This is a genomic window from Pauljensenia sp. UMB10120, from assembly GCF_030212035.1.
Classification (GTDB): Bacteria; Actinomycetota; Actinomycetes; order Actinomycetales; family Actinomycetaceae; genus Pauljensenia; species Pauljensenia radingae_A.
The window spans coordinates 312,974-330,572 of sequence record NZ_JASODH010000002.1; the positions used below are offsets into that span (position 1 = coordinate 312,974).

Annotated in this window: 17 protein-coding genes; 16 read left to right on the top strand and 1 reads right to left on the bottom strand. The window is 59.2% G+C overall.

Going from position 1 to position 17,599, the window contains the following annotated elements; all coding sequences use genetic code 11:
* Positions 1-4: 4 nt before the first annotated feature.
* The 15 genes from dnaE to thiL all read left to right on the top strand — a co-directional run bounded on the left by dnaE (position 5) and on the right by thiL (position 15,309).
* A complete protein-coding gene (dnaE, locus tag QP093_RS03245; RefSeq protein WP_285014650.1) occupies positions 5-3,553 on the top strand; it encodes a DNA polymerase III subunit alpha in 3,549 nt (1,182 codons plus the stop codon).
* Between the two features lie 15 nt (positions 3,554-3,568).
* Positions 3,569-4,894 carry a histidinol dehydrogenase gene (hisD, locus tag QP093_RS03250; protein WP_285014652.1) on the top strand — a complete coding sequence of 442 codons (1,326 nt, stop codon included), beginning with the start codon at positions 3,569-3,571 and terminating at the stop codon, positions 4,892-4,894.
* Complete coding sequence (locus tag QP093_RS03255) at positions 4,887-6,011, top strand: histidinol-phosphate transaminase (RefSeq protein WP_285014654.1); 1,125 nt, start codon at positions 4,887-4,889, stop codon at positions 6,009-6,011. The genes hisD and QP093_RS03255 overlap by 8 nt, the downstream gene beginning before the upstream one ends.
* Positions 6,008-6,610, top strand: a complete 603-nt coding sequence (hisB, locus tag QP093_RS03260; RefSeq protein WP_058236477.1) for an imidazoleglycerol-phosphate dehydratase HisB — start codon at positions 6,008-6,010, stop codon at positions 6,608-6,610. The genes QP093_RS03255 and hisB overlap by 4 nt, the downstream gene beginning before the upstream one ends.
* On the top strand, positions 6,610-7,275 hold the full coding sequence (locus QP093_RS03265) for a hypothetical protein (protein ID WP_058236478.1): 666 nt from the start codon (positions 6,610-6,612) through the stop codon (positions 7,273-7,275). Before hisB ends, QP093_RS03265 begins: the two co-directional genes overlap by 1 nt.
* Complete coding sequence (hisH, locus tag QP093_RS03270; RefSeq protein WP_285014657.1) at positions 7,272-7,928, top strand: imidazole glycerol phosphate synthase subunit HisH; 657 nt, start codon at positions 7,272-7,274, stop codon at positions 7,926-7,928. The genes QP093_RS03265 and hisH overlap by 4 nt, the downstream gene beginning before the upstream one ends.
* Before the next feature lie 31 nt (positions 7,929-7,959).
* On the top strand, positions 7,960-8,697 hold the full coding sequence (gene priA / locus QP093_RS03275) for a bifunctional 1-(5-phosphoribosyl)-5-((5-phosphoribosylamino)methylideneamino)imidazole-4-carboxamide isomerase/phosphoribosylanthranilate isomerase PriA (RefSeq protein WP_070725872.1): 738 nt from the start codon (positions 7,960-7,962) through the stop codon (positions 8,695-8,697).
* Complete coding sequence (locus QP093_RS03280; protein ID WP_285014660.1) at positions 8,694-9,416, top strand: SseB family protein; 723 nt, start codon at positions 8,694-8,696, stop codon at positions 9,414-9,416. The genes priA and QP093_RS03280 overlap by 4 nt, the downstream gene beginning before the upstream one ends.
* Before the next feature lie 302 nt (positions 9,417-9,718).
* Positions 9,719-10,249, top strand: a complete 531-nt coding sequence (locus QP093_RS03285; RefSeq protein WP_285014661.1) for a hypothetical protein — start codon at positions 9,719-9,721, stop codon at positions 10,247-10,249.
* Between the two features lie 269 nt (positions 10,250-10,518).
* On the top strand, positions 10,519-11,823 hold the full coding sequence (locus QP093_RS03290; RefSeq protein WP_285014662.1) for a hypothetical protein: 1,305 nt from the start codon (positions 10,519-10,521) through the stop codon (positions 11,821-11,823).
* A gap of 271 nt (positions 11,824-12,094) precedes the next feature.
* On the top strand, positions 12,095-12,811 hold the full coding sequence (gene infC / locus QP093_RS03295) for a translation initiation factor IF-3 (protein ID WP_227469198.1): 717 nt from the start codon (positions 12,095-12,097) through the stop codon (positions 12,809-12,811).
* Between the two features lie 52 nt (positions 12,812-12,863).
* Positions 12,864-13,064, top strand: coding sequence for a 50S ribosomal protein L35 (rpmI, locus tag QP093_RS03300; RefSeq protein ID WP_058236483.1), 201 nt, complete (start codon positions 12,864-12,866; stop codon positions 13,062-13,064).
* Positions 13,065-13,096: 32 nt separating this feature from the next.
* Positions 13,097-13,480 carry a 50S ribosomal protein L20 gene (gene rplT / locus QP093_RS03305; protein WP_058236484.1) on the top strand — a complete coding sequence of 128 codons (384 nt, stop codon included), beginning with the start codon at positions 13,097-13,099 and terminating at the stop codon, positions 13,478-13,480.
* On the top strand, positions 13,481-14,320 hold the full coding sequence (locus QP093_RS03310) for a TrmH family RNA methyltransferase (RefSeq protein WP_285014663.1): 840 nt from the start codon (positions 13,481-13,483) through the stop codon (positions 14,318-14,320).
* Complete coding sequence (gene thiL / locus QP093_RS03315) at positions 14,317-15,309, top strand: thiamine-phosphate kinase (RefSeq protein ID WP_285014665.1); 993 nt, start codon at positions 14,317-14,319, stop codon at positions 15,307-15,309. The genes QP093_RS03310 and thiL overlap by 4 nt, the downstream gene beginning before the upstream one ends.
* A 156-nt stretch (positions 15,310-15,465) precedes the next feature.
* On the opposite strand, the gene QP093_RS03320 is transcribed toward thiL, so the two are convergent.
* On the bottom strand, positions 15,466-15,945 hold the full coding sequence (locus QP093_RS03320) for a hypothetical protein (protein ID WP_285014667.1): 480 nt from the start codon (positions 15,943-15,945) through the stop codon (positions 15,466-15,468).
* A 2-nt stretch (positions 15,946-15,947) separates the two neighbouring features.
* Between QP093_RS03320 and QP093_RS03325 the strand changes: the two genes are divergently transcribed.
* On the top strand, positions 15,948-17,447 hold the full coding sequence (locus QP093_RS03325) for a proline-rich domain-containing protein (protein WP_285014669.1): 1,500 nt from the start codon (positions 15,948-15,950) through the stop codon (positions 17,445-17,447).
* The last annotated feature ends 152 nt before the right edge of the window (positions 17,448-17,599 follow it).

A 17,599-nucleotide genomic window follows, 5' to 3' on the forward strand; every position in this document is an offset into this window, starting at 1 on the left:
ACGTATGGCCACCCGTGACAGTTTCGTTCATCTTCACAACCACTCCGAATACTCCATGCTGGACGGCGCAGCGAAAATCGCGCCGATGGTTCAGGAAGCTGCCCGCCTCGAACAACCGGCAATCGGACTGACCGATCACGGATACCTGTTCGGCGCCTTCGAATTCTATTCAGCGTGCAAAGATGCCGGAATTAAACCGATCATTGGCCTTGAAGCATACGTCACTCCCGGCACGTCCAGATTTGACACGAAGCGTGTCCACTGGGGAGAACCGTGGCAGCGCAGTGACGACGTTTCGGCCAATGGCGCATACAATCACCTGACACTGCTGGCCTACACGACCGAAGGCATGCTGAATCTGTTTCGCCTTGGTTCACGCGCCTCCACGGAAGGACAGTTTGGTAAGTGGCCGCGTGCCGACAAGGAACTGCTGCAGGAATACCACGAAGGGTTGATCGTTTTCTCAGGGTGCCCGTCGGGAGCCGTCCAAACCCATATGCGGTTGGGTCAGTGGGATGAAGCAGTGCGTGAAGCAGGGGAGCTGCGCGACATTTTCGGGCCGGAGAACTTCTATGTCGAAGTCATGGATCACGGCATCGAATTTGAACGACGCACACGCAATGACCTGCTCAAATTGGCCAAGCTCATGAATGCTCCACTGGTAGCGACCAACGATGCGCACTACGTGAAAAAAGAAGACCGCGATGTGCAGGACGCGTTATTGTGCATCAACTCGGGTGCCAAGCTGGCTGACCAAGACCGCTTCAAATTCGACGGCGACGGCTACTATATCCGCTCCAGCGAAGACATGCGTCGCACCTGGGCTGAACTGCCCGAAGCATGCGACACCACCCTGGATATTGCTGAACGCTGCGACGTGCACTTCACCACCACCAAAGAGGGCGCCAACTACATGCCCGATTTCCCCGTGCCCGAGGGCGAAGACAAAACATCGTGGTTCATCAAGGAAGTTGAACGAGGGCTGGCCGACCGTTTCCCGGACGGCGTTCCTGATGACGTGCGTAAACAGGCTGAATACGAAGAAGACGTCATTATCTCGATGGGGTTCCCCGGCTACTTCCTGACGGTGGCGGACTACATCAACTGGGCCAAGCATCAGGGCATCCGCGTGGGGCCTGGCCGAGGCTCCGGTGCTGGCTCCATGGTGGCCTACGCGATGCGTATCACCGAGCTGAACCCAATGGAACACGGCCTGATTTTCGAACGCTTCCTCAACCCCGAGCGCGTCTCCATGCCTGACTTCGATGTGGACTTCGACGAACGTCGCCGCGACGAAGTGATCGAATACGTGAAACGTAAATACGGCGAAGACCGGATCAGTCAGGTCGTCACCTTCGGACGAATCATGACGAAACAGGCACTGAAGGACTCAGCACGACTGCTCGGCTACGACTTCAAGACAGGCGAGCAGCTCACCAAGGCACTGCCCCCGGCAGTGATGGGCAAGAACATTTCAGTGCACGGCATTTTCGACAAGGAAGACAAGCGCTACGGCGAGGCAGCGGAGTTCCGTAAATACTACGAGGAAAATCCGCAGACTCACGACATCGTCAACCTGGCGATGGGACTGGAAGGACTGACACGACAATGGGGTGTCCACGCATGCGCGGTGATCATGTCCTCGCATACGCTGACCGACATTATTCCGATCATGAAGCGCCTCGCTGACGGCGCGATCATTACGCAGTTCGACTATCCCACGTGTGAAGCGCTGGGGTTGCTGAAGATGGACTTCCTGGGGCTGCGAAACCTCACGGTCCTGTCAGACGCCCTCGAAAATATCAGGCTGAACAACAAGGATGTCCCGGACCTTGATCAGTTGCCGCTCAACGACCCGGCAACCTACGACCTGTTGGCACGCGGCGACACGCTCGGCGTGTTCCAGCTGGATGGCTCGGGGATGCGAGAACTTCTCAAACTGATGCGCCCCGACAACTTTGAAGATATTTCAGCTGTGGGCGCGTTGTACCGGCCCGGCCCGATGGGCGCAGACTCGCACACGAACTACGCTCTGCGTAAGAACGGGCGTCAGGAAATCACTCCCATTCACCCTGAACTTGCTGAGCCGCTCAAAGACATTCTGGGCACTACGTACGGTCTGATCGTCTACCAGGAACAGGTCATGCAGATCGCGCAGAAACTGGCCGGATACTCACTGGGTCAGGCAGATATGCTCCGACGCGCGATGGGTAAGAAGAAGAAAAAGATTCTGGACCAGGAGTTCGGACCGTTCTCGCAGGGGATGCGCGAACATGGCTATTCCGATGACGCGGTGAAAACACTGTGGGACATTCTGGTTCCGTTCTCGAACTACGCGTTCAACAAGGCGCACTCGGCGGCGTACGGATTGGTGTCGTACTGGACTGCCTACCTCAAGGCGAATTTTCCCACTGAATACATGGCCGCATTGCTGACCTCGACCAAAGACAACAAGGATCGGCGAGCCTTGTACCTGGCTGAATGTCGTCACATGGATATCACCGTTTTGCCCCCCGACGTCAACGCTTCGATGGGCACGTTCGCGCCAGATGGGTCGAACATCCGTTTTGGCCTGTCTGCGATCCAGAACGTCGGCGCGAACGTGGTGGACGGTATCGTGCAGGCGCGCTCGGAAAAAGGCGCGTATACCTCCTTCCAGGACCTCCTGGACAAGGTACCTGCCACCGTGTGCAATAAGCGCACCATCCAGTCACTCATTAAGGCCGGCGCCTTCGACTCTCTGGGGAAGAACCGGCGCTCCCTGCTGTCCCGCTGCGACGAGGCCGTCGACGCGGTCACCGACCTGAAACGCAATGAGGCCATCGGCCAGTTCGACCTGTTTGCCGCCATGGGTGGAGCAGCAGCACCTGAACAGTCCTCCCTCACGGTCGAAATCCCTGACCTGCCCGAATTCGATAAGCGGCACAAACTGGCCGATGAACGCGAAATGCTTGGCCTGTATGTCTCCGACCATCCACTGCGCGGTGTGGAAGCGGCGCTGCGCCGATACCAGGACATCGACATCGCCGCGATCGTCTCCTCCGAAGAAGCCATGGCGGACCGCAAGGTGCGCGTCGCAGGACTGGTGTCGTCGGTTCAAATGAAGGTCACCAAGCAGGGCAACCAGTGGGCGATCGCAACGGTGGAAGACCTCAGCGCTTCCATCGAAGTGCTTTTCTTCCCTCGCTCGTTCGAAACAATTCAGTCCTACCTGGCTACCGACACGATCGTCCAGGTCGAGGGGCGCGTCACCCAGCGCGATGAGAACGTCGAACTGATCGGCCAGGCCATGACGTTGCTGGATCTGCGTGACGATCAGGACTCCCCGCTGGACCTGCAGATGACTCCTGGCCGATGCACTCGCTCAATGCTGACCGAACTCAAAGACGTGCTGGAAGCTTTCCCAGGCGAATCACCTGTGCGCATCCACTTGCGCCAAGGCGGGCGCGTCACAATCGTCGAAGTTGACCCGAAGTACCGCGTCGAAAAATCCAGCGCATTTTTCAGCCAGGTCAAGGCCGTGGTCGGAGCAGACGGAGTGATGACCTCCTGAGTTAGGCTAAGAGTTATGAAACGCATGGATCTTCGCGGCACCAGTGCCACCACAGATGCAATCCGCCGTCAACTGCCACGAGCTGCATTCGACATCACCGCAGCGGTCGAGGCTGTCACGCCGATTATCGACAGCGTCATCCACGAGGGTGCGAGCGCCATCAAGGACTGTGCCGAGCGTTTCGACCATGTGCGTCCCGATCGCCTGAAGGTACCGGCCGACCAGATCCGTGCCGCCCTCGATGGACTTGACCCTGCGGTGCGCGGCGCGCTGGAAGTGTCGATCGAGCATAACCGCGCCGGCCACACTGTCCAGCTGCCCACCACGCAACACGCCACCATCATTCCCGGCGGCACGATTACCCAGCGGTGGGTACCAGTGCAGCGCGCCGGTGTCTACGTCCCGGGTGGCTTGGCTGTCTACCCCTCCTCAGTTGTGATGAACGTGGTGTGCGCGCAGGTCGCCGGCGTCAGCTCAATCGCCCTGGCTTCACCTCCGCAACGCGCGTTCGGCGGACTGCCGCACCCGACAATCCTTGCAGCGTGCGCACTGCTGGGAGTGGACGACGTGTGGGCAATGGGTGGTGCGCAGGCAATCGCCGGCCTTGCCTACGGATTTGACGACGAGGGTGACGTGTGTGAACCGGTTGATGTCGTAGCAGGACCGGGCAACATTTATGTGGCCGCAGCTAAACGGGTGGTGTCTGCTCACGTGGGGATCGATGCGGAAGCGGGAACCACTGAAATAGCGATCCTTGCCGATGGTGATGCTCACCCCGCTTTCGTTGCCGCTGACTTGATCAGCCAGGCGGAGCATGATCCTGCTGCCGCATCTGTTCTGATCACGGACAGTGAGCCGCTTGCGGATGCAGTGGAAGCTGAGATTCAGCGGCTGGCACCGCTGACCGCGCACACCGAACGCATTATGACGGCGCTGAGCGGACCGCAGTCGGGCATCGTCCTCGTCGATGATGTGGATGCTGGGCTGCGCGTGGTGGATGCGTATGCTCCCGAACACCTCGAAGTACAGACTGAGAATGCTGCCGAAGTAGCGCTGCGCGTGCGCAACGCAGGTGCCATTTTTGTCGGCCCGTACACGCCGGTACCGCTGGGCGACTACGTTGCAGGCTCCAACCACGTCCTGCCCACAGGAGGCACCGCCCGCTACGCTGCCGGACTGAACGTGGGACAGTATCTGCGCAGCCAGCAGGTCGTTGAGTATTCACGCGATGCGCTCGAAGCGCTCACCGATGACCTCAACACGCTGGCATGTGCCGAAGACCTGCCGGCACACGGAGCAGCCGCGCTGATCCGACGCGAGGAAGGCGGACGCAATGACTGATTTACGTTTGCCGCTGCGCCCTGAACTTGCGGGGCTGAGCCCGTATGGCGCGCCCCAACTGGATGTGCCCGTACGCCTGAACGTCAATGAGAATCCGTGGGCGCCTTCTGACGAGCTGGTTGACGATATCGCGCGCTCAGTGGCTCGCGCCGCCAGCGGGCTGAACCGCTACCCGGATCGCGATTTTCTGGAACTGCGTGGGGAACTGGCACGATATCTGGCTGACGAAAGCGGTGTAAGTGTTCCGCCCGAACATGTATGGGCAGCCAACGGTTCCAACGAAGTCATGACCCAGATTCTGCAGGCATTCGCCGGCACGTCACGGACCGTCGTTTCATGTGCCCCGACATACTCGATGTATCACGAGTACGCGCGCGACACGTGCTCACGGTGGGTCACGTGTGATCGGCACGAGGATTTTTCCATCGACCTGGATGCCCTGCGCGACCTGCTCGAAACTGAGCATCCGGCAGTCGTTCTGCTGGCCAGTCCGAACAATCCCACCGGAACAGCACTGTCACTTGACGACATCCGCTCCCTGGCTGACGACACACGATTCAGCGGGCCTGTCGGGCCGGACGGACAGCCCACAGCGAGCCTGCTGGTCATCGATGAAGCGTACGCGGAATTCAGGCGTGCGGGGACATCCTCGGCACTCGAACTCCTTGAGCAGAATCCGCACGTGGTTGTCTCCCGCACCATGTCGAAAGCATTTGGAATGGCGGGGTTGCGTCTGGGATACATGGTGGCCTGCCAGGACGTCATTGACGCGATCATGCTGGTGCGCTTGCCCTACCATCTGTCAGCCATCACGCAGGCAGTGGCACTGGCGGCGCTGCGTCACCGTGAAAGCCTCATGCAGCAGGTGGCCGACCTGCGTGACAGTCGGGACGCCCTCGCGCACTGGCTGGAATCACGAGGGCTGCAGGTGGCTCAATCTGACGCGAACTTCATTTTCTTTGGACGTTTCGATAACCGGCAGGACATCTTTGACAAGCTCCTGGAGCGGGGCGTGTTGATCCGCGTCGTCGGCCCTGACGGCTGGCTGCGGGTCAGCGTAGGGACACCTGAGGAAAACCAGCAATTCATGACGGCACTGGAGGAGGTTCTCTCATGAACGCGCGAACTGCGACAATTGACCGCGAAACATCAGAGTCAACAATTCACCTGGAAGTGAATCTTGACGGCAGCGGCGTGACCAACATTTCGACTGGTGTGCCGTTCTACGACCATATGCTCACCGCATTTGGGCGTCACTCCCTGATCGACCTGACTGTTCAGGCGCGCGGGGATGTGGACGTGGACGTGCACCACACTGTCGAAGACACCGCGATCTGCCTGGGCCAGGCCATCAAGTTGGCGCTTGGTGACAAGGCAGGAATCCGCCGTTTCGCAGATGCTACGGTGCCCCTGGATGAAGCCCTCGCTCATGCTGTTGTGGACATTTCAGGGCGGCCGTACCTCGTGCACGAGGGCGAGCCGGCCGGCCAGGAATACCACCTCATTGGCGGGCACTTCACCGGCTCCATGACACGACACGTGTTTGAGTCGCTGGCCTATAACGCCGGAATCTGTCTGCATGTGCGTCTGCTTGCCGGTCGCGACCCGCACCACATTGTGGAAGCGCAGTTCAAGGCACTTGCCCGCGCGATGCGCGGCGCTGTTGAACCGGATCCACGGGTGAGTGGCATTCCGTCTACCAAAGGAGCACTGTAATGGTCCAGGATGTTCCTCAGCGTCCTGACGATGAGGACATTGACGCTAAGTTCGCGGGAATCGTTGCGGACTTCGAGCGCTCAAGCGCACCTGCCGAACGGCATGACCTGGACACTCCGGTTGATGAATCCTTGCACCTGGAAGGTGGATCCCTGTCGGTCGCATTGGTGCTCACACCGATTCCGTCAGCCGAGGCGCTGCACAAACTCCTGCAGCTGGCCGGGCTTTCCGTCCACGTCGTCCCGATTAAGCCCTGGACCGCGATTTGGCTGAAAGTTGATTCCAATCAGCCGATGACCGAGGAAGACGAGCTGGCCTCACTGATGGGCAAGTGCCGCTCCATGCCACCCGAAGTGGATCAGGTGGCACGACTGACCTCACGCTTGTCCAAGCTGGGCTCCGTGGCAATCATGTCGTGGCTGGTTGAAGGTGACGAGGAAGATGTGGAGCCGGGTGTATCCGGACAGATCAGTGCACGCCGATACGTGTCCGGCGAGCCGGAAGACGATATTCCAGCTGGCGTGCTGATCGGATCAATGCCGGTGGCCCTTGAAGACCTGCTGCTGGGCAGAACCACCCCGGATGACTACAACGGGTCGGTCGCACCTGATGGCACATGCCTGAAGCGACCACGCGGCCCATTAGGGTGGTTCAGAAAACCATGAGCATGATGCAGCGACGCCCTCGAATCGTCGTCTTGAAATTCGGGTCAGGCAACGTGCGCTCAGCGTGCAGTGCGCTGGAACGAGCCGGTGCAGACGTCTCACTGAGCGCTGATCCGCAGGAAGTCAGCGAAGCTGACGGCCTGGTGGTGCCAGGTGTGGGAGCATTCATCACGGTGATGGACCAGCTGCGCGCAGTGCAAGGCCTGAGGATGATTGAACGCCGGATCGCTGGTGCAAGGCCCGTGCTGGGAATCTGCGTCGGGCTGCAGATCATGTTCGACCGCTCCACTGAAAAGGGCACGACCGAGGGCCTGGGGCAGTGGGACGGAACCGTGGACCGTCTGGACGCGCCCATCATTCCACACATGGGGTGGACACAGGTTGAAGCCGCATCCGACACGACACTGTTCGACGGACTGGATGAGGAGTACTTCTACTTCGTGCATTCCTACGCCGTGATGGATGATCCGGCTCAGACATCTCGCCCTCGCACCGCAGCTGCTCCGCAGACGAGCTGGGCAACCTACGGTCAGCGCTTTGTCGCAGCCGTGGAAGACGGAGCGCTGAGCGCCACACAGTTCCACCCCGAAAAATCTGGTGCCGCCGGCTTGAAGCTGCTGCAGAATTGGTTGGCGACCACCGTGTCTGACTAAAACCGCTCTATCTGACTTGAAAAGGTGACTGATGGATACTCCGTTGATTCTTCTGCCTGCCGTTGACGTGGTTGAGGGGCAAGCAGTGCGCTTGCGCCAGGGTGAGGCAGGAACGGAAACACAGTACGGCGCACCCCTGGAAGCTGCACAGGCGTTCACCCACGCAGGCGCCGCGTGGCTGCACCTGGTTGACCTGGATGCCGCTTTTGGACGCGGATCCAATATCGACCTGCTGGCTGATGTCGTACGCCAGATCCCACTGCACGTTGAACTGTCGGGCGGCATCCGTGATGACGCCTCACTTCAGCGCGCCCTGGCCACCGGTGCACGCCGCATCAATATCGGCACGGCAGCGCTGGAAGACCCCGAATGGACCGAATCGATTATCCAGCGTTACGGCGATCAGGTTGCCGTGGGCTTGGATGTGCGCGGTGAGACTCTGGCAGCACGAGGCTGGACGAAACCAGGTGGAAATGTCTGGAAGGTCCTGGAGCGTCTGAACGAGGCTGGCTGTGCCCGATACGTGGTCACCGATGTGGCGCGTGACGGCATGATGCAGGGGCCGAATATTGATCTGCTCCGCGCCGTATGTGAACGTACCGATGCGCCGGTTGTCGCCTCGGGCGGTGTGTCCAGCATTGACGATATTCGAGCCCTGCGTGAACTGACGTCGATCGGCCTAGAAGGTGCAATCATTGGCAAAGCCCTGTACGCCGGGGCGTTCACGTTGGAAGAGGCGCTGGAAGCGGCCGGCCCTCAGCAGTCATGATGGAACTGAGCGATGAGCAACGCGACAAGATTGCGCAGCGCCTGACACTGCACACCGACTCATCGGATTGTGGCCAGACGTTGCCGTTGACGCGTCACGCACTCGGACTGCCAGCCGGTACCCGCAGCGAGCAGGGCGAGCGCCTCGAACAGCTTGTTCACGCACTGAGCAGTGAGCGCGTCATTATTCCAGTTGTCCTCAATGGCGGAAACTCTGACAACCACGTGGAGTTCACCAGGGCGGAAACACCTGAAGGCCCGGCATTGGCCGTGTTCACGTCAACGGATGAGCTTGCAGCGTTTGACCCACAGGCACGCCCATTGCCTGTCTCAACGCGCCTTGCCGCGTTGAGCGCCCTCGTCGAAACCCGAGGGCTGATAGTGGCCGATCCGCGCGGTGCGAATATCGTGATCCCGCGCCCCGCGTGCAATTCGCTGTCAGTGGGGGACAGGTGGCTGCCCGCGTGGAAAGATCGCGAACTTGCCGCCGGTCTGCTGCGCATCATCATGGACGAGGGTGTCCGATGCGTGGTCGATGTGCGTATCCATCATGGAGGCGGCAGTCGCGTCATCGTCGAGCTGTGCGCGGCCGCCGGTGGGGACGAGCGCGCGATCCGAAACGAATTGTCCCGCGCAATCAACTGCATTCACGGCAGTGATCGCCTCAAAGCTGCGGCTGACCAGATCATGATCGCGCCAACGTGGGTTCAGGCGGTATAGCTGTTAATCCTGAACGTGGTCTCTTACGATGATCATAACCTGTCACGACGCTGGTAAGGAGACCAGCCGATGACGCAGCCTGCTCCGCAACCCACTCCATTCCGGCCGACCAATGTGCAGTCCACGCCACCCAGGAAAAACCGGCCTGATTGTCGGCATCGTATGTGCAGTGGTCACTGTGATAGCCGTGGCTGCCGTCGTGATCGTGATGATGATCCGCCCGTCACAATCCGACAGCCCTGAGGTGTCTGTTCGGCGTCACTTACCTGCTGGGCGGACAGGAATATGAAGTGGAAATCGAGGTGAGCCGGCCCGTTGGTGAAGATACCTGGCAGATCACCAGACCGCTGGCTACGACTGTCGTATTTCCTTCCGGATTCGCCGATCAGGATCTGACTGTGGCACCTGACGACAGTGATCAATACTCTCCGGAGTCGGTTGTTGAATGGGAGCCGGAACTGACAGACACATTCACTGCGGCATTTGTTGACTGCGCGAACCCTTTCCTGCATGAATGCCGGGAAAACCGCGACGATCCTGATGAACAGTGCGGATTCATTTACGCTTTCTACATAGATGAGCAATCAGAATCAGCCGCCCTCAATGGAGAACTGACCACTGCCGGCCCCGCTGACAACCAGCTTGTGTCGATGGTGCACTCCACGGGGATTCCGGACATGCGAACAGATGTGACGAGGGCGACGCTCCATTTCAGGGATGACGGGCTCAATATACCGGACAAGGAGCAAAAACTCGCCGTCCAGGGCACGGTCGAATTGTCGAAGAGATCAGATCCTGTTTTCCATATGAAGATCGTGACTCCTGAGGACTGAAGCGGGAAGATTGTTGTCAAAATGTTGCCTTAAAAGGATGCCTACGCAGCCCAGAGCTTCAACTCTGCAGTGATGGAGGCGATTCCCCTCACGAGGATGAGCTCGAGATGGTCGGAGCCGTTACTTTTGATGACAGTGGAGCCCCTGCATACTCGTTCGACTTCCCCTTCCAGTTCTGAAAGCGGGCGCGATCGGCCACTTCACGATGAAAGTTGACTAGGATAGAAGCGCTTTCATGCGCTAAATCTTTTTACCGGGAGTATGGCACTATGTCCGAAAATGCGAATGGCAACGACCTGAATTCACACTCCGAAACTCATGGGAGTGCTGACTCGTATATGCCTCCGCCACCACCGCCCGCTGATTCGCCAGAACCGCAGCAGGGGCAGGCACAGCAATACGCGCAAGCGACGCAGCAACCGCAGCAATATGCCCAGCAGCAGTACTATCAGCAGCCCAACCCGCAACAGTACTCGCCGCAACCACAGCCGCAGTTTGCTGCGATGGCTTCTGGCGCCGGGTCTTCCTACGCAGCGACCACGACTAAGTCCTCGTCCGGCAAGACTGTCCGCATCGTGTTGGTGGTCATCGGCGTACTGATGGCACTCGCGTTGATCGGGACAATCGCTTTCTACATCCTCAACAGCACGCGGACCCCTGAAAAAGCTGCTGAAGAATACCTGGGATATCTTGCAGCAGGTGACGCGAATGCTGCATCGCAGATGGTGGACCCCGGCAAACCTAATAATCAACGAGCGTTTCTGACAAACGAAGCAATGGCCGGCGCGACCGCGCGAATCGAAAACTTCTCGGTGACGCGAACTGATTCCGGCAGTGATGACTATTCACTCAGCTCCGACAAGCCGCGTGGAGTAATGCTGGATGTCGAATACTACCTTGATGGGCAAGTCGTCAATACGACACTTCAGGTCACCCCTGCCCAGCCCACCTTCCTCGTTCTCAAGAACTGGAAGATTGACGACACACTAGCCACAGAGATCACCCTCCAGCCAGGCACTTTTGACTCGGTCACCATCGGCTCTCAAAGCGTTCCGATCACGAACGATGATCAGAACTCCCAGGAGTATCAGACGTTTTACCTGTACCCCGGAATCTACCCAGCGCAGGCATCCTACGGATCCAATGAGTATGTGAACTATCCCGACAAGAGCCTGATCGTGGGGGGCCCGGAGTCATCCTCGACGCTCTGGTGGGACGCCCCCGAACCGACCGAAAAACTGCAGACACTGATGCTTGATCGGGCCAAGGAATTCGTGGAAAGCTGTGCCTCCCTCGACGGTGGAAACCTGAATGAAGCATGCCCCAGCGGCGTGCAGAGCACCAAACTCGCTGTTCTGGAAGTGACCAAACTGCCCACCACCCTCGAAGACGTCTCCGCATTTGAGTTCGTCACGGATAAGGCCACGATCAAGACCCAGACAAATCCGACCGAATTCAACAAGAACCCCTCACCGGACAACGTTGAATTCCGTGTGTCAGGCCAGGTGACATTCCCCGAGGGAAGCACTGAACCAGAAATCACTGAACTGAGATCGTCAGGATCGTGGTGGTAAACCGCGGGTGATTCGCATACCACCGCATCTCGGTGACGAAGGCCCTGTGTGTGACCAGATGTTGCACGCGGGGCCTTCCACATCTGGCAGTGTGAGGCACCCCATGACGATCCTGCCTAATCTCGCTGGATTTGTCTTCGACGGCAGTGATACAGTAGCTGTCGATTGTCCGGGTACCGTACCCGGGACGTAAGCGGAGATACTCCCACCTTGATTCCCGCCTCAGGGGATCGGGTTCCTGGCTTGAGCCGATGCTGCATGCAGTATCGCTGTGGCCACGTGGTGTCAGTCTCCGTTGCGTTGCGCACGGAGATTTTTTCGTGATGCACCACCATGGAAGGAGCCACCCATCAGCGAGCCTCGGATCAATGAGCGCATCAAAGTAAACGAAGTACGTCTTGTCGGCCCATCGGGAGAACAAGTCGGAGTCGTGCGCGTCGAAGACGCATTGCGTCTGGCAGACGAAGCAGGCCTCGACCTCGTTGAAGTGGCACCCAACGCGAAACCTCCAGTAGCCAAATTGATGGACTACGGCAAGTACAAGTACGAAGCCGCACAGAAAGCGCGCGACGCGCGACGCAACCAGGCAAACACCCAGCTCAAAGAGATCCGTTTCCGCCTGAAGATTGATGACCACGACTTCAACGTGAAGAAGAACCACGTGGAGCGTTTCCTGAACCAGGGAGACAAAGTCAAGGTCATGATCATGTTCCGCGGACGCGAGCAGTCTCGCCCCGAAGCGGGAGTTCGTTTGCTGGAACGTCTGGCAGAAGAGGTCGGTGACATGGCGACGGTCGAATCCGTCCCACGTCAGGATGGCCGCAATATGACGATGGTGCTCGCCCCAACGCGACGCAAGTCAGAAGCAATGAGCGAACAACGCCGCCGCCGCAAGGCTGAGCGCGAAGCCCGCCGTGACAAGCAGGCAGAACGTTCCAGCAAGGAGCAAGCTCGCAGCGCCAGGAACGCTGAAAGCGCGGAACAGTAGCTACTTTCTTGGCACCAGTGCCAAGAGGTGTTGAAGGTTAGGAAACGACACTATGTCAAAAGGAAAGAACAAGACGCACTCAGGAACCAAGAAGCGCTTCCGCGTGACCGGTTCCGGCAAAATCATGCGTGAACGTGCTGGTAAGCGTCACCTGCTCGAGCACAAGTCTTCACGCCGTACTCGCCGCCTCTCCCGTGACCAGGTGCTGGCACCTGCAGATGCGAAGCGAGTTCGTACCCTGCTGGGTAAGTGATAGCGAAGACTTGTAGGTAAGGAGATAACAACATGGCACGTGTGAAAAGGTCTGTCAACGCCCGCAAGAAGCGTCGCACCACACTTGATCGCGCATCCGGATACCGTGGGCAGCGCTCACGCCTGTACCGTAAGGCAAAAGAGCAGGTCACTCACTCTTTCGTATACAGCTACCGTGACCGTAAGCGCCGCAAGGGTGACTTCCGTCGCCTGTGGATCCAGCGCATCAACGCTGCCGCACGCGCAAACGGCATGACGTACAACCGCCTCATTCAGGGTCTGAACCTTGCCGGCATCGAAATCGATCGCCGCATGCTGGCCGACCTGGCAGTCAACGACGCAAACGCCTTCGCAGCAATTGTGAAGACTGCCCGTGAAGCGCTGCCCGAAGACGTCAACGCCCCCAAGGCATCCTGATTGACTCACAATTTTCATCCTGAGCGCCCGCCTGTGATGGACAACCCGCGTGCCGACCGCGTGCGAACAGTCCGTTCACTCGGCGGGCGCTCAGCACAATCACGCACCGGACTCCTCCTGGTTGAAGGCCCAGGAGCAGTCCTCGAACTGGTGACATGGCGCCCCGAGTGCGTCACCGACGTCTACGTCACCGAACGAGTCGAGGAATCCCAGCCAGAAATCTTGGAGCAGGCCCGCCAGGCCACGCGGTGGGTTCACCGCGTCACCGACGAGGTTGCTCACGCGATGTCCCCTGACTGTCAGGGCGTCATCGCGGTCGCTCGACGCGACGCGATTGTTACGCAGATGCCGAGCGTTGACGGACTGGCAGTGATCCTTGCGCGCATCCAAGACCCCGGCAACGTCGGTACGCTGATCCGCACGGCCGATGCGATGGGTGCGCAGTGCGTCCTGACCACGGTGGGCACCGCTGACGTTCGCAGCCCGAAAGTGATCCGCTCAACAGCGGGATCAGTGTTCCACCTGCCGATCATGTCAGGCCTGACTTTCGATGCGGCGATCGAGCGCGCTCGCACCTGGGGTGCACTCGTCCTTGGGACGTCCGGAGGCCACGGATCTGTCAGCCTTCTCGACATTGACGAGGGCGACTCGCCGCTCCTTTCCCGCACACACGCATGGGTTTTCGGCAATGAAGCGCGAGGCCTGTCACCCGATGAAATGCGTCAGTGCGACCATCTGGTGCGCATCCCGATGGCAGGGAAAGCTGAATCTTTGAATGTGGCCTCGGCGGCAGCAATGTGTCTGTATGCGTCAGCACGCTCACGTACACTGACAGCATGAAGGTCCGAGACTGTGATGAAGGCGACCTGATCGCCCGTTTTGTCAATGTTCTTCCCCAGGGTGAGCGCACCATCGTCGGTTCAGGTGATGACTGCGCGCTGATCTCCTGCCCTGAACCCTCATTCCTGGTGACCACCGATACATTGGTCGGAGAGAGTCACTTTCTGAAAGCCTGGTCCACCGGCGCTGAAATAGGTGCGCGGGCTGCGGCCCAGAATCTGGCAGACATCGCTGCGATGGGTGGGCGCACTAGCGCGCTTGTGGTGTCCCTTGTTCTGCGTGGTGACTACGACGTTGACTGGCTTGTGGACATGGTGCAGGCCTTCGGTCAGCGTGCCCGTGAAGCGGGCGCAGGCGTGGTCGGCGGCGACCTGACCGGGGGAGAGGAACTGATCATTTCAGTCACCGCACACGGGTGGGTCGATGGGCCTCCCGTCCTGCGTTCAGGTGCACGACCCGGTGACATCGTAGCGATAGCGGGTACGTTAGGGCGTTCCGGCGCAGGCCTGGAATTGCTGTCACGCCGCATCGTTGACCCCTCACTTCATGACGATATCCTGCTGGGAGATTTCGCTGAAGCGGTGAGGATTTACCGTGCGCCCGAGCCTCCGCTGGAAGCCGGTCCGATTGCCGCTCGCCACTATGCCCACGCCATGATGGATGTGTCCGACGGGCTGGTGCGTGACGGAGGCAGGATGGCACGCGCGTCGGAGGTGATGCTCGAAATTGATTCGTCCCTGCTGGCCGATGACGTCGAGGCGCTGGATGCTGCTGCACAGGCATGCGGACATCACGCTATGGAGTGGGTCCTTTTCGGCGGTGAGGATCATCCGATGTTGGCTACTTTCCCGCCTCAGGTTGTGTTGCCCTCACCGTTCAGGGCAATTGGCGTGGTCGGAGCAGTGAGCCCGGGAGATCAACCTGGGATTCGTCTTGATGGGCAGCGGCTGAGTGGTGGCTTCGACCATTTCCGTCAAGACAATAGTTAAACCGATACACTAGGGCTACGTGTAACCTGTCAATACGCTAGTGAGGGGACTTCATGAGCAACGAAAACGTTCATGACAGCAACCAGGACGCTCCAGTCCAGGGATCGCAACCAAGTGAGCCTGTGACCGAGCCGGAAGCCGCCGAAGAACAGCCACTCAGTCAGCCGGAGCAACCTGCGCAGCAGCCGCAGTTTCAGCAACCAGTTGCTGACCAGTCGCAGGTGCAGCAGGGCCAGCAATATGCTCAACAGCCCATGCAACAGCCGCAGTACCAGCAACCGGTTCCGCCGCAGCAACCGCAGTACCAGCAGCCTTATGCTCAGCCCGCTCCTCAGCAACAGAGCCAGCCCTACGCTCAGCAGCCATACGTTCAGCCTCAGGGCCAGCAATATGCTCAACAGCCCATGCAACAGCCGCAGTACCAGCAACCGGTTCCGCCGCAGCAACCGCAGTATCAGCAGCCTTATGCTCAGCCCGCTCCTCAGCAACAGAGCCAGCCATACGCTCAGCAGCCTGCACCGCAGTCGGGCCAGCCCTATGCTCCACAGCCCATGCAACAGCCGCAGTACCAGCAGCCGGGCCAGCCATACGCGCAGCAGCCTGCGCAACCAGCAAAACCAGTGCTCCCGCCAGCATTTATGGGCGAGCTCAAGGCAGGATTTGCCAATGGGCGCGGCCTTGCTGCCCTCGGCGCCGTGCTGGGGGTGCTCGTCGTCGTCTCATTCATCTTTGGCCTGTTCCTCATGCCTCTGGGATCGGCGATGGGCGGCGCGGCCGGCTCAGATGACTCCATACTGTCGGGCCCCTCGCCCCTCGTATTCGCCGGTGTTGTGCTGGGAGGCTACATCTTTGCAGGTGCTCAGGCTATGGGCTTCACAATAGCCGGAGGAACACTCTCAGTGCTGTTCATCCTCGCCTGGGCTGTCATCTGCACGCTGATCTGGGTCGTGCTCAAACGATTCTTCAAAGTCCAGCGCGATGACACTAACCTTGTTGCCCACCTGGTCCGCACGGTACTGGAAGCTCTGGCTATTGGCCTCGTTACCTCGATCCTGTTCGGTTTTTGGAGGCTGCGGCTTGTCGCACCGCTCGACGGCGGTGACCTGTCCTTTGACAACCTCGGCAGCCTGTCAATGGGACCCGGTTTCTTCCACATCTTCCTGAACGTGACATTCTTCGTTGGGATCACGCTTTTCTTTACTCGTAAATTTCTTCCTGCCAGCTGGAAAGACAATAAGTTTGTTGCTGAGCTGCTTACTGGTGCTCGCGAATTCGTTCAGGCACATGCGGTGCTCTTCGCCATCTTCGCTCCCTTCGCTCTGATTCTCGGGATCGTGTTTTTTGCCAAGACAGATGGCGTGTCCGTCACGCTGGTTCTGCCGCTGTTGGCCAACATCATCATCTGGATTACAGGCATGTGCTTCTTCGGTGGATTCTCGGTGGGTGGCTCAATGATGGACATGTTCGGTTCGGGTGGATCCTACGGTGGCAGTGGCACTGCCATGATCTGGAATTTCCACCCCATCGCCGCGGTCATCGGTTTCATCCTCGCCATCGTCGCCATCATCGCAATGGCGATCCACATCGGGGCTCGACGCACGCGCACCGGCTCGATTCAGTGGGCCAGGATCTGGCAGATGCCAGTCATCGGCCTTCTGGCGTGGCTCATTGTTGGCCTGTGGCTTTCCAACGTTACGATGCATATGTTCGGTGAGAGTGCTTCTCTCGGCATGTCATGGTGGACGCCGTTCACGGTCGCCATCCTTGGACTCTTCCTCGCCTCACTGCTGGCCGAGATTCTTCCCGAAGCATTGGTCGACACTCCACTGCTGCCGTTGCTCGCTGGAAAGAAGACGGCGCAAGCCTGGCGTCAGCAGCCTGCTCCGGTTCAAGCTGCTCCTCAGCAGCAGTACGGGTACGGAAATGGGATGCAACAGGGCATGAACGCTCCTCAAGGCCCCCAAAACTCGGCGCAGTACAACCAGTACCCGCAAGGGGCGGCCGCACCTTACCAGCAGGAATTCGGTTCGCAGTACCCGAATCAGGGGTACCAGCCTCCGGCTCAGGACCCGTCAGGATCAGCCGATAACCAGGCAGAACCGCCGTATCCGCCGCAAGACTCCTCACCTCAGCAGTGAAAGTGAGTCGCTGAATCGATCACTGAAATGAAGATGGTCTCCGAACTGACTTCGGTCAGATCGGAGACCATCTCCACTTTTCAGATGCGCCCGGTTCCTGCCGCAGGCGCAAAAAATTCGCCGCCTACACTGTAGACGGCGAATCAGAAAGC